Raw genomic sequence first — 23,495 nt, 5'->3', positions numbered from 1 at the left:
CTGTACAGGAATCCCGACGCCGATCGCTTCCGCAGCGAGAAGTTGACGGCACGTCAAACGAAGTCGGGGGGCCAATTTGACCAAAGAAGAACTGTTCGTTCCGCGCCAGACCAACACGGCGCTCTATATGCAGCTTTACGAGCTTGGGCACCCGGTCGCCGATATCCTCCGCGTCCAGAACGCTTACCGTGTCGGTTGCGCCATGTTCAACGGCCGCTACCGCAAGACGGCGCGGCCTTTCATCTGCCATGCGGTGGGTGCTGCTTCATCGGTCGCGCATTTCGATAGAAACCTCGATCTTGTCATCGCGGGGATGTTTCACGCCGCCTATGACAGCGCACAATATCCGGACGGCAGATCCAGCCGGCGCAGCGATACGCACCGGAAGTGGCTGCAGCAAAAGCTCGGACCGACAGTGGAAAATCTTGTGGCACGGGTTGACGCAATGAAGTTCGACACCGGAGACCCAGAGCGCCTTGTGACGGAAGGTGTGCCGGCGGGTGACGAGGACATTCTGTTTCTGCGGCTTGCGCACGAGGTCGATGACATGGCGGACGGGGGAATGGCATTTGCTCCCAAATACGGCCAATCGATAGAGGCGCGGATCGAGGCCTGTGCCATACTGGCCAGGCGCTTGGGTCGTGAGAGTCTGGCCACGACGATAGAAACCTATGGCAGCCTTTACCAGACGCAGGCGTGGGCGGCCGCGCTGCAGGACGCCAAGCTGAAAGGTTTTCGAATCGCGCCGAACTTGCGCACATATATCAAGCTGCGCTGGGAACATTGGCGCGGCGGTTCGGTCGAGGTGCTTTAGGGCACGTTGCCAATGCCTCGTGCGACACAACGAATTCGTGTCCTTTGCCGTCCGAATTTGGTGGCGCGCAGCCGAACCGCCGTACGGAGAGCCATCAGGCACGTCGGTCCGGTCTGCGCGCCGCGCACGTCGCCGACGTGTCGCCGGCAGCGTACGACCCTTTGAGCTGCGACTGCGGCAGCGCCGCTCAAAACATTCTGGCCACGGCCATGCAGAGCACGGTGATGGCCAGCAGCCCGGCGGCAATGCGTTCGCCCCTGGCCATTCTCGTGCGCAGCTGCGCTTCGGTCGCCGCATCCGCGCCGGCAAGCTGTCGGCTGGCGGGGCGAACCAGGGCGCTGAGAACGCCGGCGGCCGCAAAGGCGGTGACGATGCCCAGCGCCAGCACCCGCTCCATCGAGCCGAAATAAGCGCCGTGGAAGAAATACCAAAGCAGCGCGCCGGTCAGGAAAACCATGCCGGCCGCGCCCATTTGCGGCTGGATGAAGCGCTCCGCCCTTATGTCGGGGTCGCGGGCCAGCGTGATGGTCGTGCCGGCCCAGAACACGCCGGCCATGACATGAAGACCGAGAACGACGATATAGACATATTGCATGACCGCATTCCTCTTTTACCTGCTGCAGACCACAAAGTTAGATATCTAATGATTAGATGTCAATGTTTGTGACCGGGCCAGTTCCATCCGCATATCCATTGTTCTAGTGTCTGCTCATGACGCCTTTTGACCGCCCGCCAGTCGGCATGAATCTCGGCCGCACCGCCAAGCTTGTCGCCCAGGCCTTCGACGCTGCCTTGGTCGAGGCCGGCGGCACGCTGCCGGTCTGGCTCACTCTGCTTTCGGTCAAGTCGCGGGAACTGGCCAACCAGCGCGAGCTGGCCGGCATGATCGGCATCCAGGGCGCCACACTGACCCACCATCTCAACGCGATGGAGACGCAAGGCCTGCTGCTACGGCGCCGCGATCCTGCGAACCGACGGGTTCATCTGGTCGAACTGACCGCGGCCGGAGAGGCGATGTTCGAGAGGCTGCGGACGGCCGCGCTCGCTTTCGACAAGCGACTGCGGGCGGGATTGCCGGAGGACCGGCTGGCGGAATTCGCCGAGATGCTGGCAGCACTTCGGGCCAACGTCGCGCAGGCGAAATGACCCGCGCTATGCTCCAGGGTGTGTTGAGATTCAGGTCAGGCCGAGCCGAAATGGCCGATGCCGAGAACCGGAGCGGAGCGTACTGCAGTACGTGAGCACCGGAAGCGCAGGTGTCGGCTATTTGCAGGCCGGCCTCACCTGATTATCAATACACCCTAAGCCAGGCTGCCCTGCAGCACCTTCAGCTTGGCCTTTTTTTTCGGGGCGCGGGCCACCAGCCATTCGCGCGCCTTGTCCTGCGGCATCGGGAAGGCGATGGAATAGCCCTGCACCTGGTCGCAGCCGATCGCCATCAGCGAATCGAGCTCGGCTTCGGTTTCCGCACCCTCGGCGACAATCGAGATGCCGAGGCCGCGCGCAAGTTCGGTGATGGCGCGCACGATCTTGGTGTTGTCGCCGTTCTCGTTGATGTTCTGGACGAAGCGGCGGTCGATCTTCAGCCGGTCGATCTCGTTCGGGTTGACGTGGCTGAGCGAGGCGTAGCCGGTGCCGAAATCGTCGAGTTCGAGGTGGACGCCGGCCGCACGGATGTGCCGCAGCTTCGCCGCGATCCCGGTCTTCTCGTCGTCGAGAATGACGGATTCGACGATTTCGAGCGACAGTTTCTGCGGTGCCAGCCCTGCCTTCTCCAGCGTGGCGAACAGGAACCGGTCGAAATCGGGCTCACGCAGTTCGGTGCCGGAGACGTTGACGGCAAGACGCCCGAAAGCAATGCCGGCACGGTCCCATTCGGCTGCCTCGTTGATCGCCTTGGCGATGACGATGCGGCCTATCTCCGGCATGAAGCCGCATTTTTCGGCGACCGGAATGAATTCGCCCGGTGCGATCATGCCGCGTTCGGCATGCTTCCAGCGCACCAGCGCCTCGATGCCGCTGATCGTGCCGTCGGTCAGCGAAACCTGTGGCTGGAAATAGACCTGGAAGGCACTCTCCGAAATGGCGACCTTGATGTCGTGCTCGAGCTGCTTGCGATAGTCGAGCTCGCGCCGCAATTCCTCGGAGAAGAAAGAGAAGCTGCCACCACCGAGCTTCTTGGCCGAATAAAGCGCTAGATCGGCGTGGACGAGCAGATCCTGCGCATTGTCGGCGTCGATCGGATAGACGGCAATGCCGGCGCTGGCGCCCGGAAGGATGGTCGTGCCCTGGAAGGTGATCGGCTCGTTGATCTGTTCCAGGATGCGCCTGGCGACCATGTTGATGTCTTCGGTGCCGCCGGCGCCATTGAGGATCATCACGAACTCGTCGCCGCCGAGACGCGCGCACAGATCCGAAGCCCGACAGGCGTCTCGCATGCGTTGCGCGGTGACGACCAGCACATAGTCGCCGGCTGCGTGGCCGAGCGTGTCGTTGATCTGCTTGAACCGGTCGAGGTCGAGCTGGATCACCGCCAGGCGCTCGCGCCGTCGATGCGCGCCCTTGATCAGTGTCTCGAAATGATCGGTCAGGAAGGTACGGTTGTGCAGGCCGGTCAGCCCGTCATGCACGGCGATGAAGGCCATCGAATTGCGCGCATCGACCAGTTCATGCGTCTTGCGCAAAATAGCTTTCGACATCGGCCGGAAGATGAACAGCGCCACCAGCACGATGACGCCGATGGTGGAGTAGAACAGCGTGCGGTGGAGATCGAGGAGCTTTTCCGACCGCTCGTCGGCATAGGCGCTGATGCGCTGGCCGAGGGCCGCATAGCCGGACAGCGTCGCGTTGGCGACGGAGGCGTCGAGATTGACGCGCTCGCCGCCGCCCTTGTAGCCGCCATTGCTGGCCAAGGTGAGCTGGGATTCAAACGACGAGATCAGCCGTTGGCTATTGGCGATGAGCCCGACCGAGAAATAATCGAGGTGAAACGGCTTGGTGTAGAGCACGTTCTCGATCGATTTTGGATCGGACCGTGCCGGCGACAGCGGATCGGCCCCCGTCTGTTCGAGCAGGAGATCGTAATTCGTCTCGAATTCCACGGTCGCCTGCTTGAGCGCGCTAACCAGCGCCGGCTGCTTGTCGCGTGAGGCGGCGCCTGTTGCGCTGGCAAGGAAGACGATGCGCTGCGACAGCGCTTTCTCGGTGCTGACGATATCGAGCAGCGTATGATTGTGCTGCTGGGCCGCCATCATCTGCTGCAGCAGGATGAAGGAGGCCATCACCATGGCCGCGATGATAATCAGCGCCAGCCAGTAGCCGCTCTTGATCACCATAATCAGCTTGCGCGAAACGCTATGCACTGGCTGCTGCGACATTTCTGGGTGACCCTCCGGTCAACGGATTCCTGCCATAGGTTCCGGGCGAGAAAACCATTGGCGTGAAAGGGTTAACAGGTACGGAAGCCGCCGCGCTGGCCAGCGAAGCTGTCGAGGAAAGCTGCGGAAATGGTTATCATGTGCTTTCACGGCTGCGCTGCATTTGGCCCTATGCTACCCCAGAATGCTGGCCATGTGGTTGCTTCGCGTTGCGGTTGAGCTTTGGCCGTGCCACCGAAGCGGTCGCTTTTGCGATGGATTTTTCGCACCGGCGGGGCGACAGTCCTGCGCACTCTCAAAAGGGCCCGATCATGACCGCTTCATTCCTCTCCCATATCGACAGCGAGCTCGCTGGGCTGAAATCGGCCGGGCTCTACAAATCCGAGCGGGTGATCACCTCGACACAGTCAGCCGAGATCGAGGTCGGCGGCGACAAGGTGCTGAACTTCTGCGCCAACAACTATCTCGGCCTCGCCGACAGCGCCGATTTGCGCAATGCCGCCAAGCAAGCGCTCGACCGCTACGGCTACGGCATGGCGTCGGTGCGCTTCATCTGCGGCACGCAGGAGGAGCACAAGCAGCTCGAATCGACGATTTCTTCGTTCCTCGGCATGGATGACACCATCCTCTACGGCTCCTGCTTCGACGCCAATGGCGGACTGTTCGAAACGCTGCTCGGCGAAGAGGATGCGATCATCTCCGATGCGCTGAATCACGCTTCGATCATCGACGGCGTGCGGCTATCGAAGGCAAAACGCTTTCGCTACGCCAACAACGACATGGCCGATCTGGAAGCGCGGCTGAAGGAGGCGAAGGACTGCCGCTTCCGGTTGATCGCCACCGACGGCGTGTTTTCCATGGACGGCATCATCGCCAATCTGAAGGGCGTGTGCGATCTCGCCGACAAATACGGTGCGATGGTGATGGTCGATGACAGCCACGCTGTCGGCTTCGTCGGCGCAAACGGCCGCGGCTCGGCCGAGCATTGCGGCGTCGAGGGCAGGGTCGACATCATCACCGGCACGCTTGGCAAGGCGCTCGGCGGCGCGTCCGGCGGCTACACATCGGGCAAAAGCCAGGTGGTCGACTGGCTGCGCCAGCGCTCGCGGCCGTATCTGTTCTCCAACACGCTGATGCCGGCGATCGCCGGCGCCTCGATCAAGGTGTTCGAACTGGTCAAGGACGGTGATGGTTTGCGCAAGAAGCTCTACGACAATGCCGCGCGGTTTCGGTCAGAGATGGGGAAGCTCGGCTTTACGCTGGCTGGCGCCGATCATCCGATCATCCCGGTGATGCTGGGTGACGCGACGCTGGCGCAGGAGATGGCGACGCGCATGCTGAAGCGCGGCATCTATGTCATCGGCTTTTCCTTCCCGGTGGTGCCGAAAGGCCAGGCGCGCATCCGCACGCAGATGTCGGCAGCGCACTCCAGCGCCGACATTGACCGCGCGGTCGAGGCGTTTGCCGCCGTCGGCCGCGAACTCGGGGTCATTTCCTGAAAGGCCGAAATCGAAAAGCGATTCCGGATCAAGAGATTCAAGGGACAAAAGCATGTCGAACATGATGAAGGCGCTGGTCAAGGCCAAGGCCGAACCGGGCATCTGGATGGAGGAGGTGCCGGTGCCGGAAATCGGCCCCAACGACGTGCTGATCAAGGTGAAGAAAACCGCGATCTGTGGCACCGACGTCCACATCTACAATTGGGACCAGTGGGCGCAGAAGACGGTGCCGGTGCCGATGGTGACCGGCCATGAATTCGTCGGCACGGTCGCGGATTTCGGCGCGGCGGTGACCGAGTACAAGGTCGGCCAGCGCGTTTCCGGCGAAGGCCACATCGTCTGCGGCCATTGCCGCAACTGCCGCGCTGGGCGAGGGCATCTCTGCCGCAACACGCTCGGCGTCGGCGTCAACCGTCCCGGCGCCTTTGGCGAGTATCTGGCGATCCCGCAGCACAATGTCGTGCCGATCCCCGACAATGTGCCGGACGAGATCGCCGCGATCTTCGATCCCCTGGGCAATGCCGTCCACACGGCATTGTCCTTCGATCTGGTCGGCGAGGACGTACTGGTCACCGGCGCCGGGCCGATCGGCATCATGGGCGCGCTGGTGGCGCAGTGTGTCGGCGCCAGAAAAGTGGTCATCACCGACATCAATCCGGTGCGGCTGGCACTGGCCAAGAAGCTCGGCGTCCAGCATGTCGTCGATGCCTCCAAGGAAAGGCTTAGGGATGTCATGCCGGCGCTCGGCATGACCGAGGGTTTTGACGTCGGCCTGGAAATGTCGGGCGCCGCGCCCGCCTTCCGCGACATGATCGACACCATGAACAATGGCGGCAAGATCGCCATTTTAGGCATCGCGCCGACCGGCTTCGAGATCGACTGGAACAAGGTCATCTTCAAGATGCTGCATCTCAAGGGCATTTACGGGCGCGAGATGTTCGAGACCTGGTACAAGATGATCGCCCTGGTGCAAGGCCCGCTCGACGTGACCGGCCTGATCACGCACCGCATCGGCATCGACGATTTCCAGACCGGCTTCGACGCGATGCGGAGCGGCAGTTCGGGCAAGGTGGTGATGGACTGGTAGGCGCCGAGGCACTGTTGTGAGGCGTCACCAACTACTTGAGCCACTCGTGGTCGCACTGGAACGGCTGGATGGCCGGTCACACGACGACATGAGGGCGATATTCATGGAAGTTGCCCAACGCCGGCCGGATTTGCTGGAACGATCGCTGTTTTCTGAACGCAGTCGCCGAACGACAGAAATCGAGAAGGTGCTGATTAAGACCATCGTTGAAATAGACACGATGGTCAGCAGTGGCACATTGCCGAATGGACTGGCCGCACCATTCTTAAGCCACTTGCGATATAATCATTCGAGCGGTCGTTTGCACATTGGCGTCGGTAGCCGATCCACGTTGCTGTTTTCGGAAGACTCAGGGACCTAACCCTTGTTCAGCACCGATTCCAGCGCGGTCACCCCGCCGGCGATTGCGGCGCGCTCGTTGGTGCTTAGCCTAGCCAGCAATTCCCGCTCGAACGCCTTCGCCAGCGGCACCATCTCGCGATAGGCGGCCAGTCCCGCTTTGGTCAGCGTCAAATGTTCGACGCGGCGGTCGTTCTCATCAGGCCTGCGCGTCAGCCAGCGCCGCCGTTCAAGCTCGGCGACGGCGCGCGAGACCTTGGTCTTGTGCATGGCCGACTGCTCGCCGAGAGCCGTCGCGGTCATGGTGCCGCGCTGGCCGAGTCCGGAAAGGGTGCGCCATTCGGGCCGGGTCAGGCCGTGGCGCTCCTTGTAGACGCGCGAGAATTCGCGGCTGACGGCGTCAGCAAGCCGATAGAGCCTGTAGGGCAGGAAGTTCTCCAGATTGAGAATGTCAGGCTCGTCGGAAGCTTCGCCCATGGTTGCCATTTTTCAAAGTCGCCATTGATGGTTACATTTTCGATGGTTACAAATGAAACCAGTTTGGTCAATCCGGGAGGATACCGTGGCCTTTTCCTACATGCCGGGCTTCGGCAATGACTTCGAAACCGAAACGCTGCCGGGTTCGCTGCCGCAGGGGCGGAACTCGCCGCAACGGCCGGCCTACGGGCTTTATGCCGAACAGCTTTCTGGCTCGCCCTTCACCGCGCCGCGCGGCACCAATGAGCGCTCCTGGCTCTACCGGATCCGGCCGAGCGTAAAACACACCGGCCGTTTCAAGGCTGCCAATTATCCGCTGTGGAAGACCGCCCCCAATGTCGGCGACCACGAACTGGCGCTCGGCCAATACCGCTGGAACCCGGTGCCGATGCCGAGCGAGCCGACCGACTTCATCGCCGGCATGCGCTCGATCACCACCGCTGGTGACGTATTGGGGCAGAGCGGCATGGCGGCCCATGTCTATGTCGCCAACCGCTCGATGGTCGACGATCATTTCTTCAACGCCGATGGCGAGTTGCTGATCGTGCCGCAGGTCGGCGCCTTGCGCTTTGTCACCGAGATGGGCGTCATTGAGCTCAGGCCCGGCGAGATCGCCGTGCTGCCGCGCGGCCTCGTCTTCAAGGTCGAACTGTTCGATGCCGAAGTGCGCGGCTATGTCTGCGAAAACTACGGCGCCAAGCTGACGCTGCCCGACCGTGGTCCGATCGGCGCCAATTGCCTCGCCAATCCACGCGATTTCAAGACCCCTTGCGCCTGGTTCGAGGAAAAGGAAACGTCGTGCCGGCTGATCGTGAAATGGTGCGGCAATTTCCATGTCACCGAGATCGGCCATTCGCCGTTGGACGTGGTGGCCTGGCACGGCAATTACGCGCCCTACAAATATAATCTGGCGACGTTTTCGCCGGTCGGCGCATTGCTGTTCGACCATCCCGATCCGTCGATCTTCACCGTGCTGACTGCGCCGAGCGGCGAGGAGGGCACGGCCAACATCGATTTCGTCATCTTCCCACCGCGTTGGCTGGTGGCCGAGGACACGTTCCGGCCGCCCTGGTACCACCGCAACATCATGAGCGAGTTCATGGGCCTGATCCATGGCCAGTACGATGCCAAGGAGGAGGGCTTCGTGCCTGGCGGCATCAGCCTGCACAATCTGATGCTGGCGCATGGGCCTGATGCCTCAGGCTTCGAAAAAGCCTCGAAAGTCGAGCTGAAACCGGTCAAGCTCGACAACACCATGGCCTTCATGTTCGAGACCCGCTACCCGCAGATGCTGACCCGCTACGGCGCCGAGCTGGAAACCCGCCAGGACAATTACATCGACTGCTGGGCCGATTTGAAGAAGCGTTTCAACGGCACGCCCGAGGGCGACTGGTCTTGAGCGCCCATTTGGTGGGAAACCGGCTGGTGCTTCTCGGCTCCAAGGGCGGCCCGGCGATCCGGCCGGGCGGGCCGTGGCCGAGTTCGTCGCTGCTGGAATTCGGCGGCCGCAGCATCGTCGTCGATTGCGGACTGGGCGTGACGCGCGGGCTGGCCGATACCGGCGTCAGCCTGAAGGCGCTCGACCTGATCTTCATCACCCACCTGCATTCAGACCACGTTCTGGAACTGGGGCCGCTGATCCACACCGCCTGGACGGCGGGGCTGGCGACGCCGGTGACGGTGTTCGGGCCGCCCGGCACCTGGCACTACTGGCAGCGCTTTGCCCAAACGATGGAATTCGACATCGACACCCGCATCGTCGACGAAGGCCGGCCTGACATCAGGGACATGGTTTCGATCGTCGAACTCGGCGAAGGCAAGGTGATCGAGGAGGGTGGGTTGAAGGTTTCGGCGCTGCGCGTCGACCATCCGCCGGTGACCGACTGCTTTGCCTTGCGCTTCGACCATGCGGGCAAAAGCGTCGTCTTCTCCGCCGACACCGCGTTCTTTCCGCCGCTGTCCGATTTCGCTAGGGGCGCCGACATCCTCGTCCACGAGGCCATGCTCGAACAAGGCATCGAGCGCCTGGTCGCCAAGACCGGCAATGGCGCGCGGCTGAAAGAACATCTGCTCGCCAGCCACAGTTTTGCCGCGGAAGCCGGTCGCATCGCCAGCGATGCCGGCGTGAAGAGATTGGTGCTCAATCACCTCATCCCGGCCGACGATGCCGAGATCGGCGAAGCCGACTGGACCACCGCTGTCAGGAAAACATGGGCCGGCGACTTGACGATCGCCCGCGACGGCCTTGTTGTGGAGTTAAGCAGCGCCAAAGCTGCACGAGGAGAGGAAACCGCATGAAGCTTGCCACATTGAAGGACGGGACGCGCGACGGAAAACTCGCCGTCGTCTCGCGCGACCTGACGCGCTTCACCGACGCCTCGTTCCTGGCGCGAACGCTGCAGGCGGCACTCGACGACTGGCGCAGGATTTCGCCGCATCTGGCGACGATCGCGGAGTCGCTGGAAAACAATGCGGTGCCCTCGGCCCGCTTTCACGAGCATGACGCCCATTCCCCACTGCCGCGCGCCTATCAATGGGCCGATGGCTCGGCCTATGTGAACCATGTCGAGCTGGTGCGAAAAGCGCGTGGCGTCGAAATGCCGGCGAGCTTCTGGACCGACCCGTTGATCTACCAGGGCGGTTCCGACTCCTTCATTGCGCCGCGCGATCCCATCCGCATGGCCGACGAGGCCTATGGCATCGACATGGAGGCAGAGGTCGCCGCTATCGTCGATGACGTGCCGATGGGCGCCAGTATCGAACAGGCACGCGCCGCGATCCGGCTGCTGATGTTGGTCAATGACGTCACATTGCGCGCGTTGACCGGGCCGGAACTGGCGAAAGGCTTCGGCTTCTTCCAGTCAAAGCCTTCCTCGGCCTTTTCTCCGGTCGCGGTGACGCCGGATGAACTCGGCGACGCCTGGGATGGCGGCAAGATCAGCCTGCCGCTGCTCGCCGATCTCAACGGCAAGCCGTTCGGTCGCGCCAATGCCGGCGTCGACATGACCTTCGATTTTCCGGTGCTGATCGTGCATGCCGCCCGGACACGACCGCTGGCTGCCGGTACCATCATCGGCTCGGGCACCGTCTCCAACAAGCTCGATGGCGGACCGGGAAAACTGGTCTCGGCAGGCGGCGCCGGCTATTCCTGCATCGCCGAACTGCGCATGATCGAGACCATTGAATCAGGCGAACCCAAAACGCCGTTCCTTCACTTTGGCGATACGGTGCGCATCGAGATGAAGAACAGAAGCGGAAACTCGATCTTCGGCGCCATCGAACAGAAGGTCGAAAAATACGAGGGGTAAGCCAATGACAGGCGAGACGTTCTATCTTCTGTGCGGTGTCTGGGCGCTTGGGATTCTGCTGGTCTTCATCCTGGCGATCCGGCTGAGCTACCGCATCGAGGCGCGCTCGCCTGATCTGACCAACCGAAGCGGCTTCCCGCGCAAGGCGATGATGTTCCACACCATCACCAACACGAATGTGGCACGGGATGAGGAAACACAAGCGCTGCGCCAGCGCATGAACAGGCTCTTGCTGATCGTTCTTGCCGGCTTCGCGGTCATGGCGGCCGGCATTGGCCTCGTCAGACGAATGAATTCGTGACCCTGCTCGATCATCTGCGCCGCATGGCCGGCAACAATCTCTGGTCGAACGACCGGCTTTACCGCGCCGTGCTCCAGCTCAAGCCCGGTGAATTCGAAGCCGAACGCACGAGCTTCTTCCCGTCGATCAAGGCAACGCTCAATCACATCCTGGCGGTCGATCATCTCTATCTGGATTTTCTCGAAGAGGGCGGCATCGGCGCGGCCGCCTATGACGACTACGTGCCATTCGATGAGCGTGAGGCGCTGTTTGCCGCCCAGGTCGCGGCCGACCGGCGCCTGATTGCCTTTTGCGAAAAGCTGTCGGAGGCCGATCTCGACCGCCGCGTCATCACCGACCGCCGCCAGGACGGCATGATCCCCGAAAAGATCGGCGACATCCTCGCCCACGTCTTCCTGCACGACATTCATCATCGCGGCCAGGTGCACGCGATGCTGTCGGGCACCTCGGTCGCGCCGCCGCAGTTGGACGAGTTCCTGCTCGATTATGATTTGAAGGTGAGGCGGGAAGAGGTCGCGCGGCTGGGATTGTGATCGACCAATCCCGATATTGGCGCCGCCCCTCATTGCCCGGCAGGCAGGTGAGGGGCAGCTCGACGTTGGTAATTTGGGCGGTGTTAAGCCGCCTTGCCGTCCACCTTGATCACGCCACGCTTAATCTGGTCCTGCTCGATCGATTCGAACAGCGCGCGGAAATTGCCTTCGCCAAAGCCTTCGTCGCCCTTCCTCTGGATGAACTCGAAGAAGATCGGGCCGATCACGGTTTTGGAAAATATCTGCAGCAGGATCTTGGTCATGCCGCCGTCGACCACGCCTTCGCCGTCGATGAGGATGCCGTGCTTCTTCATCCGCTCGATCGGCTCGTCATGGCCGTTCACCCTGGCATACGACATGTCGTAGTAGGTTTCGGGCGGGCCGGGCATGAACTTCAGCCCGTTGGTCGCCAGCCGGTCGGTGGCGGCGTAGATTTCGTCGGTGCCGACGGCGATGTGCTGGATGCCTTCGCCATTGTACTTCTTCAGATATTCGGCGATCTGGCTGGTCTCGTCCTTGGATTCGTTGAGCGGAATGCGGATCTTGCCGCAAGGCGAGGTGATGGCGCGGCTGACCAGGCCGGTGATCTTGCCGTCAATATCGAAGAAATGAATCTGCTTGAAGCCGAACAGCTCGCGGTAGAACGCCCACCATTTGTCCATCTGGCCGCGGTAGACATTGTGGGTGAGGTGGTCGAGATAATAGAAGCCGACACCTTCCGGCCGCGGGTCGCGCGCGCCGAGCCAGTCGAATTCGGCATCATAGGCCGAACCCTTCTTGCCGTAGCTCTCGACGAAATAGAGCAGCGAGCCGCCGATCCCGACGATAGCCGGCACATCCAGCGCCTTGTCGGCGCCTTCATAGGGCACAGCGCCCTTGGCGACGGCATGGTCGAAGGCATGCTTGGCATCGACCACCCGCCAGGCCATCGAGGCCGCGCAAGGCCCGTGCTTGTCGACGAACTTCATCGCATGCGAGCCCGGCTCGGCATTGACGACATAGTTGATGTCGCCCTGGCGCCAGATGGTGATGGCCTTGCTGCGGTGCTTGGCCACCGCGACATAGCCCATGCGGGTGAACAGGTCGGCGAGCTTATCCGGCTCCGGATGCGCGAACTCGACGAATTCGAAACCGTCGGTACCGGCCGGGTTGGCGGCGCTGATCTTTGCGGGCGGTGCGTCGTGTGGGAAGGGACCCATGGCATTGCTCCAAAAGCTGGCGGTGGCCGCGGTGGACCACGCATGAGCAATCATAGCGCGAAGCGGCTGCACAGTGCTTGCATTCAAGCGCTTGAAATGATCAGATCATGCGTGATTTGTGCACCGATGGATCAAAAACCATGGATGAGACGCGCATCGACCAGTTCGACCGCAAGATAATGGCGCTTCTACAGGGCGACGCGCGGCTGACCAACAACGACCTGTCGGAGCGGGTGAACCTGTCGGCCTCGCAATGCTCACGCCGCCGCCAGCGGCTCGAGGAAGACGGCTACATCAAAGGCTACCGGGCGGTGCTCGACCGCGACAAGCTCGGCTTTTCGCTGGTCAATGTCATCTCGGTGACATTGGCCACCCACAACCGCGACAATGCCAGGCGCTTCGGCGAATTGCTGGCGCGGCTGCCGGAGGTGCAGGAAGCGCACGCGCTGACCGGTGAGATGGACTATATCCTGAAAGTGGTGACGCCCGACCTGAAGTCGCTGTCGGAATTCGTCAACGGCGTGCTCTTGCCGCACGAATCCGTGCAGCATGTGAAGACGGCGATCGTGCTGGAGACGCTCAAGGAAACCGGCGCGCTGCCGATTTAGTTTCAACAGATTTGCAGGATACGCTGGCGGGACAGCACCCCCTCTGGCCCGCCGGCCATCTCCCCCGCAAGGAGGGAGATTGCCAGTTCTGGCCGCACCGCCCGGTCTGCGACGATGGAGATTGGCGAAAGTCGCGACAGCATCCGATCTCCCCCCTTGCGGGGGAGATGTCCGGTAGGACAGAGGGGGTGCGAAGGATCACCAACCTGCGGACTGCCCCAGGTCGGGCAGTGCGCTCACCCCTTCGACTGCTGGATCAACCCGTAAAGATTGGTGCAGCGCGCGCCGGAACGACAATAAGCGAACACCGGCCCATCGAGCTCTTCGAGCGCCTCGGCCTGGTCCTCGACATTCTCGGCGGTGATCTGGCCGCTGATGACGGGGATGAAGCGAAAGGCGAGGCCGGCGGCTTCCACCGCTGCCTTGAGCGTGTCGGCCGAGGGCTGACCAGGCTGCTCGTTGTCGGGCCGGTTGCAGATGACGCTCTTGAAGCCGGCTTCCTTGATGGCGGCGACGTCTTCGGGCTGGATCTGGCCCGAGACAGAATAGTCCTCGCTGATCTCACGATATTCCATGGCGGCATCCTCGCAATCTGGTTTGGCGGGAGTCTTGCCACTCCCTGACGGGATCGGCAACCGCGCAGAAAGAAATCCCACCTTGCAGATAGACATTTCCGCCGGAAAATCCAGCCGGGCTGGCCCGGCTGGATGGCTAGTATCAATCAGCTGCCGAGGATGGCGCCTTTGATCTGGGCGATGTTGTTGTGCATCATGTCGATATAGGTCGCGGCCGGGCCGTCGGGCTGCGACAGCGCATCCGAATACAGCGTGCCGCCGACCTTGATGCCGGTCTCGCTGGCGATCTGCTCGATCAGCCGCGGGTTGGTGATGTTCTCGACGAAGATCGCCGCGGCCTTGTCCTGTTTGACCTGGTTGACCAGCTTGGCGACGTCGGCGGCCGAAGGCTCGGAGTCGGTCGACACGCCTTGCGGGGCAAGGAAGGTCAGGCCGTATGCGTGCTCGAAATAGCCGAAGGCGTCGTGCGAGGTGATGACGACGCGCTTTTCCTCAGGGATCGAGGCGATCGCCGCTTTCACTTCGCCTTCGACCGCATCGAGCTTCTTGGTGTAGGCGGCGGCATTGGTCTGGTAACTGACGCAGCCTGCGGAATCGGCGGCGCAAAAGGCCTCGGCGATGTTCTTCACATAGATCTTCGCATTGGCGATCGACTGGAAGGCATGCGGATCGGTGACCGTCTTGCCACCGCCGGTGCCGGCACCTTCGCCTGCGTCGGCATCGGCGAATTCGGGTTTGAAGTCGATCGGCGTCACGCCCTTGGTCAAGGTGACAATCGAGGCCTTGGTGGCGCTGGCATCGACCAGGCGCTGCAGAAAGCCTTCGAAATGCAGGCCGTTGACCAGCACCAGATCGGCTCCGGCCATCGCCACCGCGTCGGCCGGGCTCGGTTCGTAGACATGGGCGTCGCCATCTGGCCCGACGATGGTGGTGATGTTGACCCGGTCGCCGCCGACATTTTTGGCGAAATCGGCAATGACGGTGAAGCTGGCCACCACTTTGAGCGGTGCCGCAAAGGCTGACGAGGCGCCAAAGGCAGTTAATGTTATAACGCTCATCGCCAAAGCAGCACGGATCGATTTCAGCATGGACAATTCTCCTAAGGGGCGGGGGGATCAGGCCGTTCTGTGACGGTGGTGGACGATGCGGGCGCGCAAAATGCCGCGCGCGCCAAACAGGATCGAGGCGAAATAGACGACGCCGGCGGACAGGATGATCGCCGGGCCGGATGGCAGCGAGGCGTGATAGGACAAAAGCAGCCCGGCAATGCAGGAGGCAAAGCCGATCAGCACCGCCAGCACGCACATCGGCTCGACGCGTGTCGTCCAGAAGCGGGCGGCGGCGGCCGGCAGCATCATCAGCCCGACCGAGAGAAGCGTGCCGAGCGCCTGAAAGCCGCCGACGAGGTTGAGCACGACGAGGCCGAGGAAGATGAAATGCACCGGGCTGCCGAGCCGGCTGACCGAGCGCAGGAACAGCGGGTCGAGGCATTCGGCGACCAGAGCGCGCCAGAAGATGGCGAGGCTGACCAGCGTGAGCAGCACGATGCCGCCGATCAGCGTCAGCGCTTCATTGTTGAGCGCTAGAACGGTGCCGAACAGCACATGCATGAGATCGACGCTGGAGCCGCGGACTGACACCATCAGCACGCCGATGGCCAACGAGATCAGGTAGAAGGCCGCCATCGAGGCGTCTTCGCGCTGGATGGTAAAACGCGAGACCGCACCCGCGCCGAGCGCGACGATGATGCCGGCAATCAGGCCGCCAATGGTCATCGGCAGGATTTCCAGGCCATAGAGCAGAAAGCCGGCGGCAGCACCGGGCAGGATGGCATGGGCCATCGCATCGCCGGACAGGCTCATGCGCCGCAGCATCAGGAACACGCCAACTGGGCAGGCGCCGAGCGACAGCATCAGTGAACCGAACAGCGCCCGCTGCATGAAGCCGAAATCGGCGAAGGGCGCGATGAAAAATCCGTAGAGCATGTCCATCAGGCAGCCCTCGGCCCGGAGCCGTGATGATGGTCATGGTCGTGCCCATGGGCATGATCGTGGCCGCTGTGATCATGCGCGTGGTCATGGCCGTCCGGCTCGCACCACGGCGCGTTTTCCTCCCAGGCTTCATGGAAGCGGCGGGCGCGCAGCAGGTTTTCCGGCCGCAGCGTTTCCCTTGTTTCGCCCCAGGCGATAGGCTGGCGCGCCAAAAGCAGCGTTTCCGGGAAATTCTGCCGCACAAGGTCGAGGTCGTGCACGACGACCATGATGGTGCGTTCCTCGCCATGCCACCGCTTGATCAGGGCGATCAGGTCGCCGACGGTCTTGCTGTCGACGGCGTTGAACGGTTCGTCGAGCAGGATCAGGTCGGCATCCTGCAACAGCACGCGGGCAAACAGCGTACGCTGCAGCTGACCGCCCGACAGCGTGTCGATCGGGCGCTTTTCGAAGCCGCCGAGGCCAACAGCCATCAGCGCCTGGCTGACCGAGTCGCGATCTTCCTTGGTGTAGCGGCCGAGCAGGCCGCGTCGTGGCCACAGGCCCAGCGAAACCAGATCGACGACGCGGGCAGGGAAGGAGCGGTCGAGCTCCGACTGCTGCGGCAGATAGGCGGCGCGGACGCCGGGCGCGCGAACCACGCTGCCCGCCATCGGCTTCAGCACGCCGACAATGCCCTTCATCAGGGTCGACTTTCCCGAGCCATTGGCGCCGACGACAGCCGTCAGCGATCCCTTGCGGATGGTGCCGTCGAGATGATGGATCGCCGGGTGGCTGCCATAGCCAAGCGTCAGGTCGCGGAATGTCAGGCAGTTTGTTGTCATTCGACGATCCGTGGGGGCGATACGGGCGGCTTGGGCAGCGGCCGATTGGATATGTGATGTTATTACATTAGTCAACAAGCCAATCCGGCGGAATTGCGGCGTAGCGGTCAACTTGCCGTGTGGCTCTTTTGAAGACGCGTTGGCTCAAAAGGATTCGCGTGGGCGACCTTGCCCGAAACCGGCGGCGACTCTAAAGAGGCGCAACCGACAAAAGGAAGGAAACATCCCATGAGCATTCGTCGCATCGATGTTGGCCCGCGCATGAGCCAGATCGTCATCCACGGCAACACCGTCTATCTCGCCGGTCAGGTCGGCACGCCCGGCGCAAGCGTTGGCGAGCAGACCAAGTCGATCCTGGCTTCCATCGACGAATTGCTGGCCAAGGCCGGCACCGACAAGACCAAGATCCTGCAGGCGATCATCTGGCTGGCCGACATGGGCACCTTCGCCGAGATGAACAAGGAATGGGACAAGTGGGTGCCGCAGGGCAACACGCCCGCCCGCGCCACCGGCGAAGCCAAGCTCGCCGGCCCGGAATACACCGTCGAGATTATCGTTACGGCGGCGATCTGAGGCGTTGAAACTGCCAATCTCCCCCCTCGTGGGGGAGATGCCTGGCAAGGCAGAGGGGGGCGCTGTCCCGCCAGCCTTGCAGCCAACCGGCGCCATGTCAGAAAATTCCAAGGAAGGCAAAATCAAGAGGCGGCGCTCTACGGCACCCCCTCTGTCCTGCCGGACATCTCCCCCACGAGAGGGGGGAGATCAGTCATCCCTGCGAGGGCGTGAACCTTGCCACCAGCGTGTGGCTCTCGGCAGCGTAGGTGAAGCGGACATGGGTCACCGGGTGCTCGGCGCTCCATGTCCTGCGCTCGACCACCAGGCACGGCGCGCCGGCTTCTATATCCAGTGCCGCCGCAATGTGCCTGTCGGCGGCAATGGCGCGGATGCGGTGTTCGGCGGCGCTCCATGGCACGCGGCCAATCAGCCATGGGCCGGGGGCGGTGGTGAGAAACTCTTCGCCCACTGCTTCAGGCACCGCTGCCAGATTGATCAGCCGCTGTTCGTGGGCGAACGGCCGCTTGCCGGCGAAATGCCGGCATTCCAGCGCCAGCACCGGCCCTGCGGCGCCGAGTTCCAGCAAGCCTCGATCATCGGTGCTGCTGCGCCGTTTCAGCCGCGCCACCCGCTCATAGCGGTAGGGCAGGCCGAGCGCCTCGACTTCGATCCGGATGTCGTGGATTTCCAGCACCGCGGCCTGCGACTGCGGCTGGCGGACAAAACTGCCAGAGCGACGCCGCCGCTCGATCAGCCCGGCCTTGGCCAGTTGCGACAGCGCCTTGTTCACCGTCATGCGTGAGCAATTGTACTCCGCCGTCAGCTCATGCTCGAACGGGATGCGGTGGCCGGGCGCCCAGGCGCCGGACAGGATTTTTTCGCTGATGTCGGACAGGATGCGCTGGTGCAGCGAGCCGCCGCCCTCCGCATCCACTGTCGCGATCATGCTCATGCCGCCAGGTCCGTCATCACCTTGCGAAAACGCGCGGCAACGGCATCGCGCCTTGCATGCCTGCCGCCGCTGACCTGTTTTTTCCCATGCACCCAAACGCAATCGACCTTGCTGCCATTGGCAAAAATCCAGGCGTCGAGCACGGCATCGCCGCTCTTGCCGGTCAGCGAGGGATGGTTGCCATCCAGCGATACAAAATCGGCCGAAGCACTGACAGCGATCTGCGACGGACCGGCGCCCAGCGCCGCACTACCGCCATCGAGTGCCGCATCGAACAGCGCGCGCCCGGTCGAGCCGCCGGCCACCGCCAGCACGTTGCGGGCTCGATGGGCGAGACGCTGCGAATATTCGAGCTGCCGCAATTCGTCGGGCAGGCCGATCAGCACGTTGGAATCGGAGCCGATACCGAAGCGGCCGCCATGCTGCGTGAACAAAGGTGCCGCAAAGGTGCCGTCGCCGAGATTGGCCTCGGTGATCGGGCAGAGGCCGGCGATGGCGCCGCTTTTGGCTATGCCAGTCGTTTCCGCGTCGGTCATATGGGTGGCGTGGATCAGGCACCAGCGCTGGTCGATTTTGGCGTTGGCGAGCAGCCATTCGACCGGTCGTGCGCCGGACCAGGCCAGGCAATCTTCGACTTCCTTGACCTGCTCGGCGACGTGGATATGGATCGGCCCATCGGGCGCCATCGCGGTCACAGCGGCGAGTTCATCCGGCGTTGCGGCGCGCAAACTGTGCGGGGCAACGCCGACGACAGCGTGATTCAACGCGCGAACCGATTCGCGGGCTTTCTCAAGCAGTCGTCCGAAGCGATTCACATCGTTGATGAATCGCCGCTGGCCTTCATTTGGGGCAGCACCGCCAAAGGACGAATGCGCGTAAAACACCGGCAGCAGCGTCAGGCCAACGCCGGTTTCGGATGCGGCAGCGGCAATGCGCTCGGCCATCTCGGCGATGTTGGCGTAGGGTTTTCCATCGCGGTCGTGATGGAGATAGTGAAATTCGCCGACGCGCGAAAAACCGGCCTCCAGCATCTCGACATAGAGTTGGGCGGCAACTGCCTCCACCTGGTCCGGCGTCATCGACAGCGCGAAACGGTACATCACCTCGCGCCAGCTCCAGAAACTGTCAGCGGAAGGGCCGCGCAATTCGGCAAGGCCGGCCATGCCGCGCTGGAAGGCGTGGCTGTGCAGGTTCGGCATGCCGGGGAGAAGAATGGCGTGCCGCTCATCGCCCGCCTGCGGCGAGGAGCCCGGCTCGACCGCGGTGACCCCACCATCGGTGACGACGATCCGCACCTTGTCATGCCAACCGTCAGGCAAGAACGCCTGTTCCGCAAAGATCGCCGTCACTTTTCTCTCCGGTTCTCTGTGTCTCATGCGATGATAGCACTTGCAGTGCGTTTTAATATGTATATACATAATCGTCATCCAATCAAACGGAAAAGATGATGGCTGCAGAAATCAAAGGCCGGGCAGGGGCGGTTTGCATCTGGCGCAATGCGCGCCTGGCAACCATGGCCGAAAATGCTGCCGGCCTCGGCATCGTCGAAAAGGGCGCGATCGCCGCCCGCGACGGCGTGATCGTCTATGCCGGTTCGGAAGCCGACATGCCGGCAGAACTTGGCAAGGGCGCCGCGACAGTCGATTGCGAAGGCCGCTGGATCACGCCTGGCCTCATCGACTGCCACACCCATCTCGTCCATGCCGGCAACCGCGCCAATGAATTCGAGATGCGGTTGGCCGGTGCCACCTATGAAGAGGTCGCCAGGGCCGGCGGCGGTATCGTCTCCTCGGTCAAGGCGCTGCGCGCCGCCAGCGAGGACGAACTGGTCGCCCAGTCGCTGCCGCGCCTCGATGCACTGATGGCCGAAGGCGTCACCACAGTCGAAATAAAGTCGGGTTACGGGCTTGATCTCGACAACGAGACAAAATCGCTGCGTGCCGCGCGGCAGCTGGGCAAAGGGCGCCCGGTAACGATCCGCACGACCTTCCTTGGCGCCCACGCGTTGCCGCCCGAAGCCAAAGGCGACAAGGACGCTTTTATCGATCTGGTCGCAAAGACGATTCTTCCGGCGGTCGCCGCTGATGGTCTGGCCGACGCCGTCGACGGTTTTTGCGAAGGCATCGCCTTTTCGCCGGAGCAGATGGCGCGCGTCTTCGATGCGGCGAAGGCGGCGGGCCTTCCGGTCAAGCTTCATGCCGACCAACTCTCCAACCTGCACGGCGCCGAACTTGCCGCGCGCTATGGTGCGCTGTCGGCCGACCATCTCGAATACACCGACGAGGCGGGAGCGGCGGCGATGGCCAAGGCCGGAACCGTGGCGACGATCCTGCCCGGCGCTTATTACTTCATCCGCGAGACCAAGAAGCCGCCTGTCGGCCTGTTCCGCCAGCACGGCGTTAATATGGCGGTCGCCACCGACAACAATCCCGGCACCTCGCCGCTGACGTCGCTGCTTTTGACCATGAACATGGCGGCGACCTTGTTTGGCCTGACCGTCGACGAATGCCTGGCTGGCGTTACCCGCGAGGCCGCGCGCGCACTCGGCCTGTTGGAGGAAACCGGCACGCTCGAGGCTGGAAAATCCGCCGACCTGGCGATCTGGAACATCGAGCGCCCGGCCGAACTCGTCTACCGCATGGGCTTCAACCCGCTGCATGCCCGCATCTGGAGAGGACAATGACAGAACTGACGCTCAAGCCCGGCAACGCAACGCTGGCCGAATGGCGCGCCATCTATCGTGGTGCCGTACCGAAGCTGGACGACGCGTGCCGTCCCAAGATCAAGGCCAGTGCCGAAGCAGTGGCGCGCATCGTCGCCAAGGGTGAGCCGGTCTATGGCATCAACACCGGCTTCGGCAAATTGGCCAGCGTCCGCATTCCCGCCGCCGACCTCGAAACCCTGCAGCGCAACATCGTGCTGTCGCATGCCGCCGGTGTCGGCGAGCCGATGCCGGTCGCTGTTTGCCGCTTGATGATGGCGCTGAAGCTGGCCAGCCTGGCGCAGGGCGCTTCAGGCGTGCGGCCGCAGACCATCGAACTTCTGGAAGCGATGCTGGCCAACGACGTCATCCCGGTGGTGCCGGCGCAAGGCTCGGTCGGCGCCTCCGGCGACCTCGCGCCGCTGTCGCACATGACGGCGGTGATGATCGGTGTCGGCGAATGCTTTACCCCGCATGGCCGCTTCCCGGCCAAGGTCGCCTTCGTCTCGCACGGGCTCGAGCCGGTGACGCTTGGCGCCAAGGAAGGCCTGGCGCTGCTCAATGGCACGCAGTTTTCGACCGCCTATGCGCTGGCTGCCCTGTTTGAGGCCGAAGTGCTCTACCAGTCAGCATTGGTCGCCGGCGCGCTGTCGACCGATGCCGCGAAAGGCTCGGACGCGCCCTTCGATCCGCGCATCCATCTCTTGAGGAAACACCCCGGCCAGATCGAAACGGCGGCAGCGCTGCGCAATCTCATGGCCGGCAGCGCCATCCGTGAATCGCATCGCGTCGGCGACGAGCGCGTGCAGGATCCTTACTGCTTGCGTTGCCAGCCGCAGGTGATGGGCGCCGCACTCAGCGTGCTGCGCCAGGCCGCCGACACGCTCGGCACCGAGGCCAACGGCGTCACCGACAATCCGCTGATCTTCGCCGAGGACGACACAGCACTTTCCGGGGGCAATTTCCACGCCGAGCCGGTGGCCTTCGCCGCCGACATGATCGCGCTCGCCGTCTGCGAGATCGGCTCGCTGTCGGAGCGCCGCATTGCCATGCTGGTTGATCCGGCGCTCTCAGGTATGCCGGCCTTCCTGACGCCGAAGCCCGGCTTGAATTCCGGCTTCATGATCCCGCAGGTGACGGCGGCGGCCCTCGTCTCCGAGAACAAGCAAAAAGCCTATCCGGCCAGCGTCGATTCCATCCCGACCTCGGCCAACCAGGAGGACCATGTCTCGATGGCCGCGCACGGCGCGCGCCGGCTGATCGGCATGGTCGAAAACGCAACGGCCGTCATCGGCATCGAACTCTTGGCCGCAGCGCAAGGTTGCGATTTCCACGCACCTTTGGCATCGAGTGCAGCCCTTGAGGCGGTGCGCAAGCTGGTGCGGGCGGAAGTGCCGCATCTCGACAATGACCGGCATTTCCATCCCGACATGGAAAAAGCCATCGCCATGGTGCGCAGTGGCGCGGCGGTGAACGCTGCCGGCACGATCGCGCTTCCATCCATTTCGGGAGCGGCATTGTGACCAGCTGGCTCACGGTGACGCGCGGCACGGCGCCCTTGCTGGTGTCGATCCCGCACACCGGCATCGATCTCGCCGGCCTCGAAAACCGGCTGGTGTCGCCGTGGCTCGGTCGTCGCGACTGCGACTGGTGGATCGACAATCTCTATGATTTCGCCAAGGACCTGGGCGCGACGGTGGTGCATACGGCGATCTCGCGCACCGTCATCGACGTCAATCGCGACCCATCCGGCGCTTCGCTCTATCCCGGCCAGGCGACGACTGGGCTTTGCCCGACCGAGACTTTCGACGGCGACCCGCTTTACCGCGAGGGCGAAGAGCCAGGACCGTCGGAGGTCGATGAGCGGCGCCAAAAGTACTTCATGCCCTATCACGCTGCCCTGCAGGCCGAGATCGACCGGCTGCGTAGCCTGCACGAAAAGATCGTCGTCTATGATTGCCACTCGATCCGCTCGGTGCTGCCTCGACTGTTCGAGGGCACGCTGCCGGTGTTCAATCTCGGCACCAATGACGGCAAGAGCGCCGACTCCGTGCTGCAAGCGATGGTCGGCCAGATCATGGCCGAGACCGGCGAGACGTCTGTCGTCAACGGCCGTTTCAAGGGCGGCTGGATCACGCGCCATTTCGGCCAGCCGCAGAACGGCGTCCATGCGCTGCAGATGGAGCTCTCCAACCGCGGCTATATGCGGGAGCCGGAAGGCAAGGGCGCGCCCGACAATTGGCCGGTGCCGTATGACGCCGAGTTTGCAGCACCCATTCGCGGGACGCTGAAGACAATTCTCGAAACCGCGATCGACTGGGCTGGGCGCTGATCAGCGGACTTTGGGAGGGACAC

Annotated in this window: 25 protein-coding genes; 15 read left to right on the top strand and 10 right to left on the bottom strand. The window is 62.9% G+C overall.

The genetic code is table 11. The annotated features are described in order from the left end of the window. The first annotated feature begins 76 nt into the window (after positions 1–76). Positions 77–814, top strand: coding sequence for a hypothetical protein (locus AC1DXU_RS16670; RefSeq protein ID WP_477370307.1), 738 nt, complete (start codon positions 77–79; stop codon positions 812–814). A 187-nt stretch (positions 815–1,001) separates the two neighbouring features. Here AC1DXU_RS16670 and AC1DXU_RS16665 read toward each other — a convergent pair whose 3' ends face one another. Continuing rightward, on the bottom strand, positions 1,002–1,409 hold the full coding sequence (locus tag AC1DXU_RS16665) for a hypothetical protein (RefSeq protein ID WP_477320257.1): 408 nt from the start codon (positions 1,407–1,409) through the stop codon (positions 1,002–1,004). A gap of 116 nt (positions 1,410–1,525) precedes the next feature. On the opposite strand from AC1DXU_RS16665, the gene AC1DXU_RS16660 reads away from it, so the two are divergent. Continuing rightward, on the top strand, positions 1,526–1,960 hold the full coding sequence (locus AC1DXU_RS16660; protein ID WP_477320259.1) for a MarR family winged helix-turn-helix transcriptional regulator: 435 nt from the start codon (positions 1,526–1,528) through the stop codon (positions 1,958–1,960). 155 nt (positions 1,961–2,115) lie between these two features. Here AC1DXU_RS16660 and AC1DXU_RS16655 read toward each other — a convergent pair whose 3' ends face one another. Continuing rightward, positions 2,116–4,191: a putative bifunctional diguanylate cyclase/phosphodiesterase gene (locus AC1DXU_RS16655; RefSeq protein WP_477320261.1), complete on the bottom strand. Its 2,076-nt coding sequence runs from the start codon at positions 4,189–4,191 to the stop codon at positions 2,116–2,118. A gap of 311 nt (positions 4,192–4,502) precedes the next feature. On the opposite strand from AC1DXU_RS16655, the gene AC1DXU_RS16650 reads away from it, so the two are divergent. The 3 genes from AC1DXU_RS16650 to AC1DXU_RS16640 are packed head-to-tail and all read left to right on the top strand — an operon-like array spanning position 4,503 to position 7,138. Then, a complete protein-coding gene (locus AC1DXU_RS16650) occupies positions 4,503–5,690 on the top strand; it encodes a glycine C-acetyltransferase (RefSeq protein ID WP_477370304.1) in 1,188 nt (395 codons plus the stop codon). Between the two features lie 52 nt (positions 5,691–5,742). Further along, positions 5,743–6,777, top strand: coding sequence for an L-threonine 3-dehydrogenase (gene tdh, locus AC1DXU_RS16645; RefSeq protein ID WP_477320265.1), 1,035 nt, complete (start codon positions 5,743–5,745; stop codon positions 6,775–6,777). 46 nt (positions 6,778–6,823) lie between these two features. Then, positions 6,824–7,138: a hypothetical protein gene (locus AC1DXU_RS16640; RefSeq protein ID WP_477370301.1), complete on the top strand. Its 315-nt coding sequence runs from the start codon at positions 6,824–6,826 to the stop codon at positions 7,136–7,138. Here AC1DXU_RS16640 and AC1DXU_RS16635 read toward each other — a convergent pair. Then, positions 7,135–7,602 carry a MarR family winged helix-turn-helix transcriptional regulator gene (locus AC1DXU_RS16635; protein ID WP_477370298.1) on the bottom strand — a complete coding sequence of 156 codons (468 nt, stop codon included), beginning with the start codon at positions 7,600–7,602 and terminating at the stop codon, positions 7,135–7,137. The genes AC1DXU_RS16640 and AC1DXU_RS16635 overlap by 4 nt on opposite strands. Before the next feature lie 76 nt (positions 7,603–7,678). Here AC1DXU_RS16635 and hmgA point away from each other — a divergent pair, with 76 nt between their 5' ends. The 5 genes from hmgA to AC1DXU_RS16610 are packed head-to-tail and all read left to right on the top strand — an operon-like array spanning position 7,679 to position 11,735. Continuing rightward, positions 7,679–8,992, top strand: coding sequence for a homogentisate 1,2-dioxygenase (gene hmgA, locus AC1DXU_RS16630; protein ID WP_477370295.1), 1,314 nt, complete (start codon positions 7,679–7,681; stop codon positions 8,990–8,992). Between the two features lie 11 nt (positions 8,993–9,003). Continuing rightward, positions 9,004–9,891 (top strand): MBL fold metallo-hydrolase, encoded by an 888-nt coding sequence (locus AC1DXU_RS16625; protein ID WP_477370396.1) that lies wholly within the window; start codon positions 9,004–9,006, stop codon positions 9,889–9,891. Further along, positions 9,888–10,901, top strand: a complete 1,014-nt coding sequence (locus AC1DXU_RS16620; protein ID WP_477370292.1) for a fumarylacetoacetate hydrolase family protein — start codon at positions 9,888–9,890, stop codon at positions 10,899–10,901. The genes AC1DXU_RS16625 and AC1DXU_RS16620 overlap by 4 nt, the downstream gene beginning before the upstream one ends. Positions 10,902–10,905: 4 nt before the next feature. Next, positions 10,906–11,202, top strand: a complete 297-nt coding sequence (locus tag AC1DXU_RS16615; protein ID WP_477370289.1) for a hypothetical protein — start codon at positions 10,906–10,908, stop codon at positions 11,200–11,202. Further along, positions 11,199–11,735 (top strand): DinB family protein, encoded by a 537-nt coding sequence (locus tag AC1DXU_RS16610; RefSeq protein ID WP_477370286.1) that lies wholly within the window; start codon positions 11,199–11,201, stop codon positions 11,733–11,735. The genes AC1DXU_RS16615 and AC1DXU_RS16610 overlap by 4 nt, the downstream gene beginning before the upstream one ends. Positions 11,736–11,818: 83 nt before the next feature. Here the strand turns inward: AC1DXU_RS16610 and hppD are convergent, their stop codons facing one another. Further along, positions 11,819–12,934: a 4-hydroxyphenylpyruvate dioxygenase gene (gene hppD / locus AC1DXU_RS16605; protein ID WP_477370284.1), complete on the bottom strand. Its 1,116-nt coding sequence runs from the start codon at positions 12,932–12,934 to the stop codon at positions 11,819–11,821. A gap of 140 nt (positions 12,935–13,074) precedes the next feature. Between hppD and AC1DXU_RS16600 the strand changes: the two genes are divergently transcribed. Beyond that, positions 13,075–13,542 carry an Lrp/AsnC family transcriptional regulator gene (locus AC1DXU_RS16600; protein WP_477242734.1) on the top strand — a complete coding sequence of 156 codons (468 nt, stop codon included), beginning with the start codon at positions 13,075–13,077 and terminating at the stop codon, positions 13,540–13,542. A gap of 236 nt (positions 13,543–13,778) precedes the next feature. Here AC1DXU_RS16600 and AC1DXU_RS16595 read toward each other — a convergent pair whose 3' ends face one another. From AC1DXU_RS16595 to aztA, 4 genes are all read right to left on the bottom strand, one after another. Continuing rightward, complete coding sequence (locus AC1DXU_RS16595; protein WP_477370281.1) at positions 13,779–14,117, bottom strand: protein tyrosine phosphatase family protein; 339 nt, start codon at positions 14,115–14,117, stop codon at positions 13,779–13,781. A 146-nt stretch (positions 14,118–14,263) separates the two neighbouring features. Continuing rightward, entirely contained in the window at positions 14,264–15,205 is a 942-nt protein-coding gene (gene aztC / locus AC1DXU_RS16590; protein ID WP_477370278.1) for a zinc ABC transporter substrate-binding protein AztC, read from the bottom strand. Positions 15,206–15,232: 27 nt separating this feature from the next. Next, on the bottom strand, positions 15,233–16,108 hold the full coding sequence (gene aztB / locus AC1DXU_RS16585; RefSeq protein WP_477370275.1) for a zinc ABC transporter permease AztB: 876 nt from the start codon (positions 16,106–16,108) through the stop codon (positions 15,233–15,235). Continuing rightward, positions 16,108–16,932, bottom strand: coding sequence for a zinc ABC transporter ATP-binding protein AztA (gene aztA, locus AC1DXU_RS16580; RefSeq protein ID WP_477370272.1), 825 nt, complete (start codon positions 16,930–16,932; stop codon positions 16,108–16,110). The genes aztB and aztA overlap by 1 nt, the downstream gene beginning before the upstream one ends. Positions 16,933–17,160: 228 nt before the next feature. On the opposite strand from aztA, the gene AC1DXU_RS16575 reads away from it, so the two are divergent. Then, positions 17,161–17,505, top strand: coding sequence for a RidA family protein (locus AC1DXU_RS16575; protein WP_112392605.1), 345 nt, complete (start codon positions 17,161–17,163; stop codon positions 17,503–17,505). Positions 17,506–17,698: 193 nt separating this feature from the next. Here AC1DXU_RS16575 and hutC read toward each other — a convergent pair whose 3' ends face one another. Together hutC and AC1DXU_RS16565 are read right to left on the bottom strand one after the other, a co-directional pair. Continuing rightward, positions 17,699–18,439 carry a histidine utilization repressor gene (gene hutC, locus AC1DXU_RS16570; protein WP_477370269.1) on the bottom strand — a complete coding sequence of 247 codons (741 nt, stop codon included), beginning with the start codon at positions 18,437–18,439 and terminating at the stop codon, positions 17,699–17,701. After that, on the bottom strand, positions 18,436–19,788 hold the full coding sequence (locus AC1DXU_RS16565; protein WP_477370266.1) for a formimidoylglutamate deiminase: 1,353 nt from the start codon (positions 19,786–19,788) through the stop codon (positions 18,436–18,438). Before AC1DXU_RS16565 ends, hutC begins: the two co-directional genes overlap by 4 nt. Before the next feature lie 98 nt (positions 19,789–19,886). Here AC1DXU_RS16565 and hutI point away from each other — a divergent pair, with 98 nt between their 5' ends. The 3 genes from hutI to hutG are packed head-to-tail and all read left to right on the top strand — an operon-like array spanning position 19,887 to position 23,472. Beyond that, positions 19,887–21,122: an imidazolonepropionase gene (gene hutI, locus AC1DXU_RS16560; protein WP_477370263.1), complete on the top strand. Its 1,236-nt coding sequence runs from the start codon at positions 19,887–19,889 to the stop codon at positions 21,120–21,122. Beyond that, positions 21,119–22,663, top strand: coding sequence for a histidine ammonia-lyase (gene hutH / locus AC1DXU_RS16555; RefSeq protein WP_477370260.1), 1,545 nt, complete (start codon positions 21,119–21,121; stop codon positions 22,661–22,663). Before hutI ends, hutH begins: the two co-directional genes overlap by 4 nt. Continuing rightward, on the top strand, positions 22,657–23,472 hold the full coding sequence (hutG, locus tag AC1DXU_RS16550) for an N-formylglutamate deformylase (protein WP_477370393.1): 816 nt from the start codon (positions 22,657–22,659) through the stop codon (positions 23,470–23,472). The genes hutH and hutG overlap by 7 nt, the downstream gene beginning before the upstream one ends. Positions 23,473–23,495: the final 23 nt, after the last annotated feature.

Source organism: Mesorhizobium sp. P3_A10 (genome assembly GCF_056403175.1).
The sequence above is the reverse complement of the archived record's forward strand: the minus strand, read 5'-3'. Positions and strand labels throughout refer to the sequence as shown.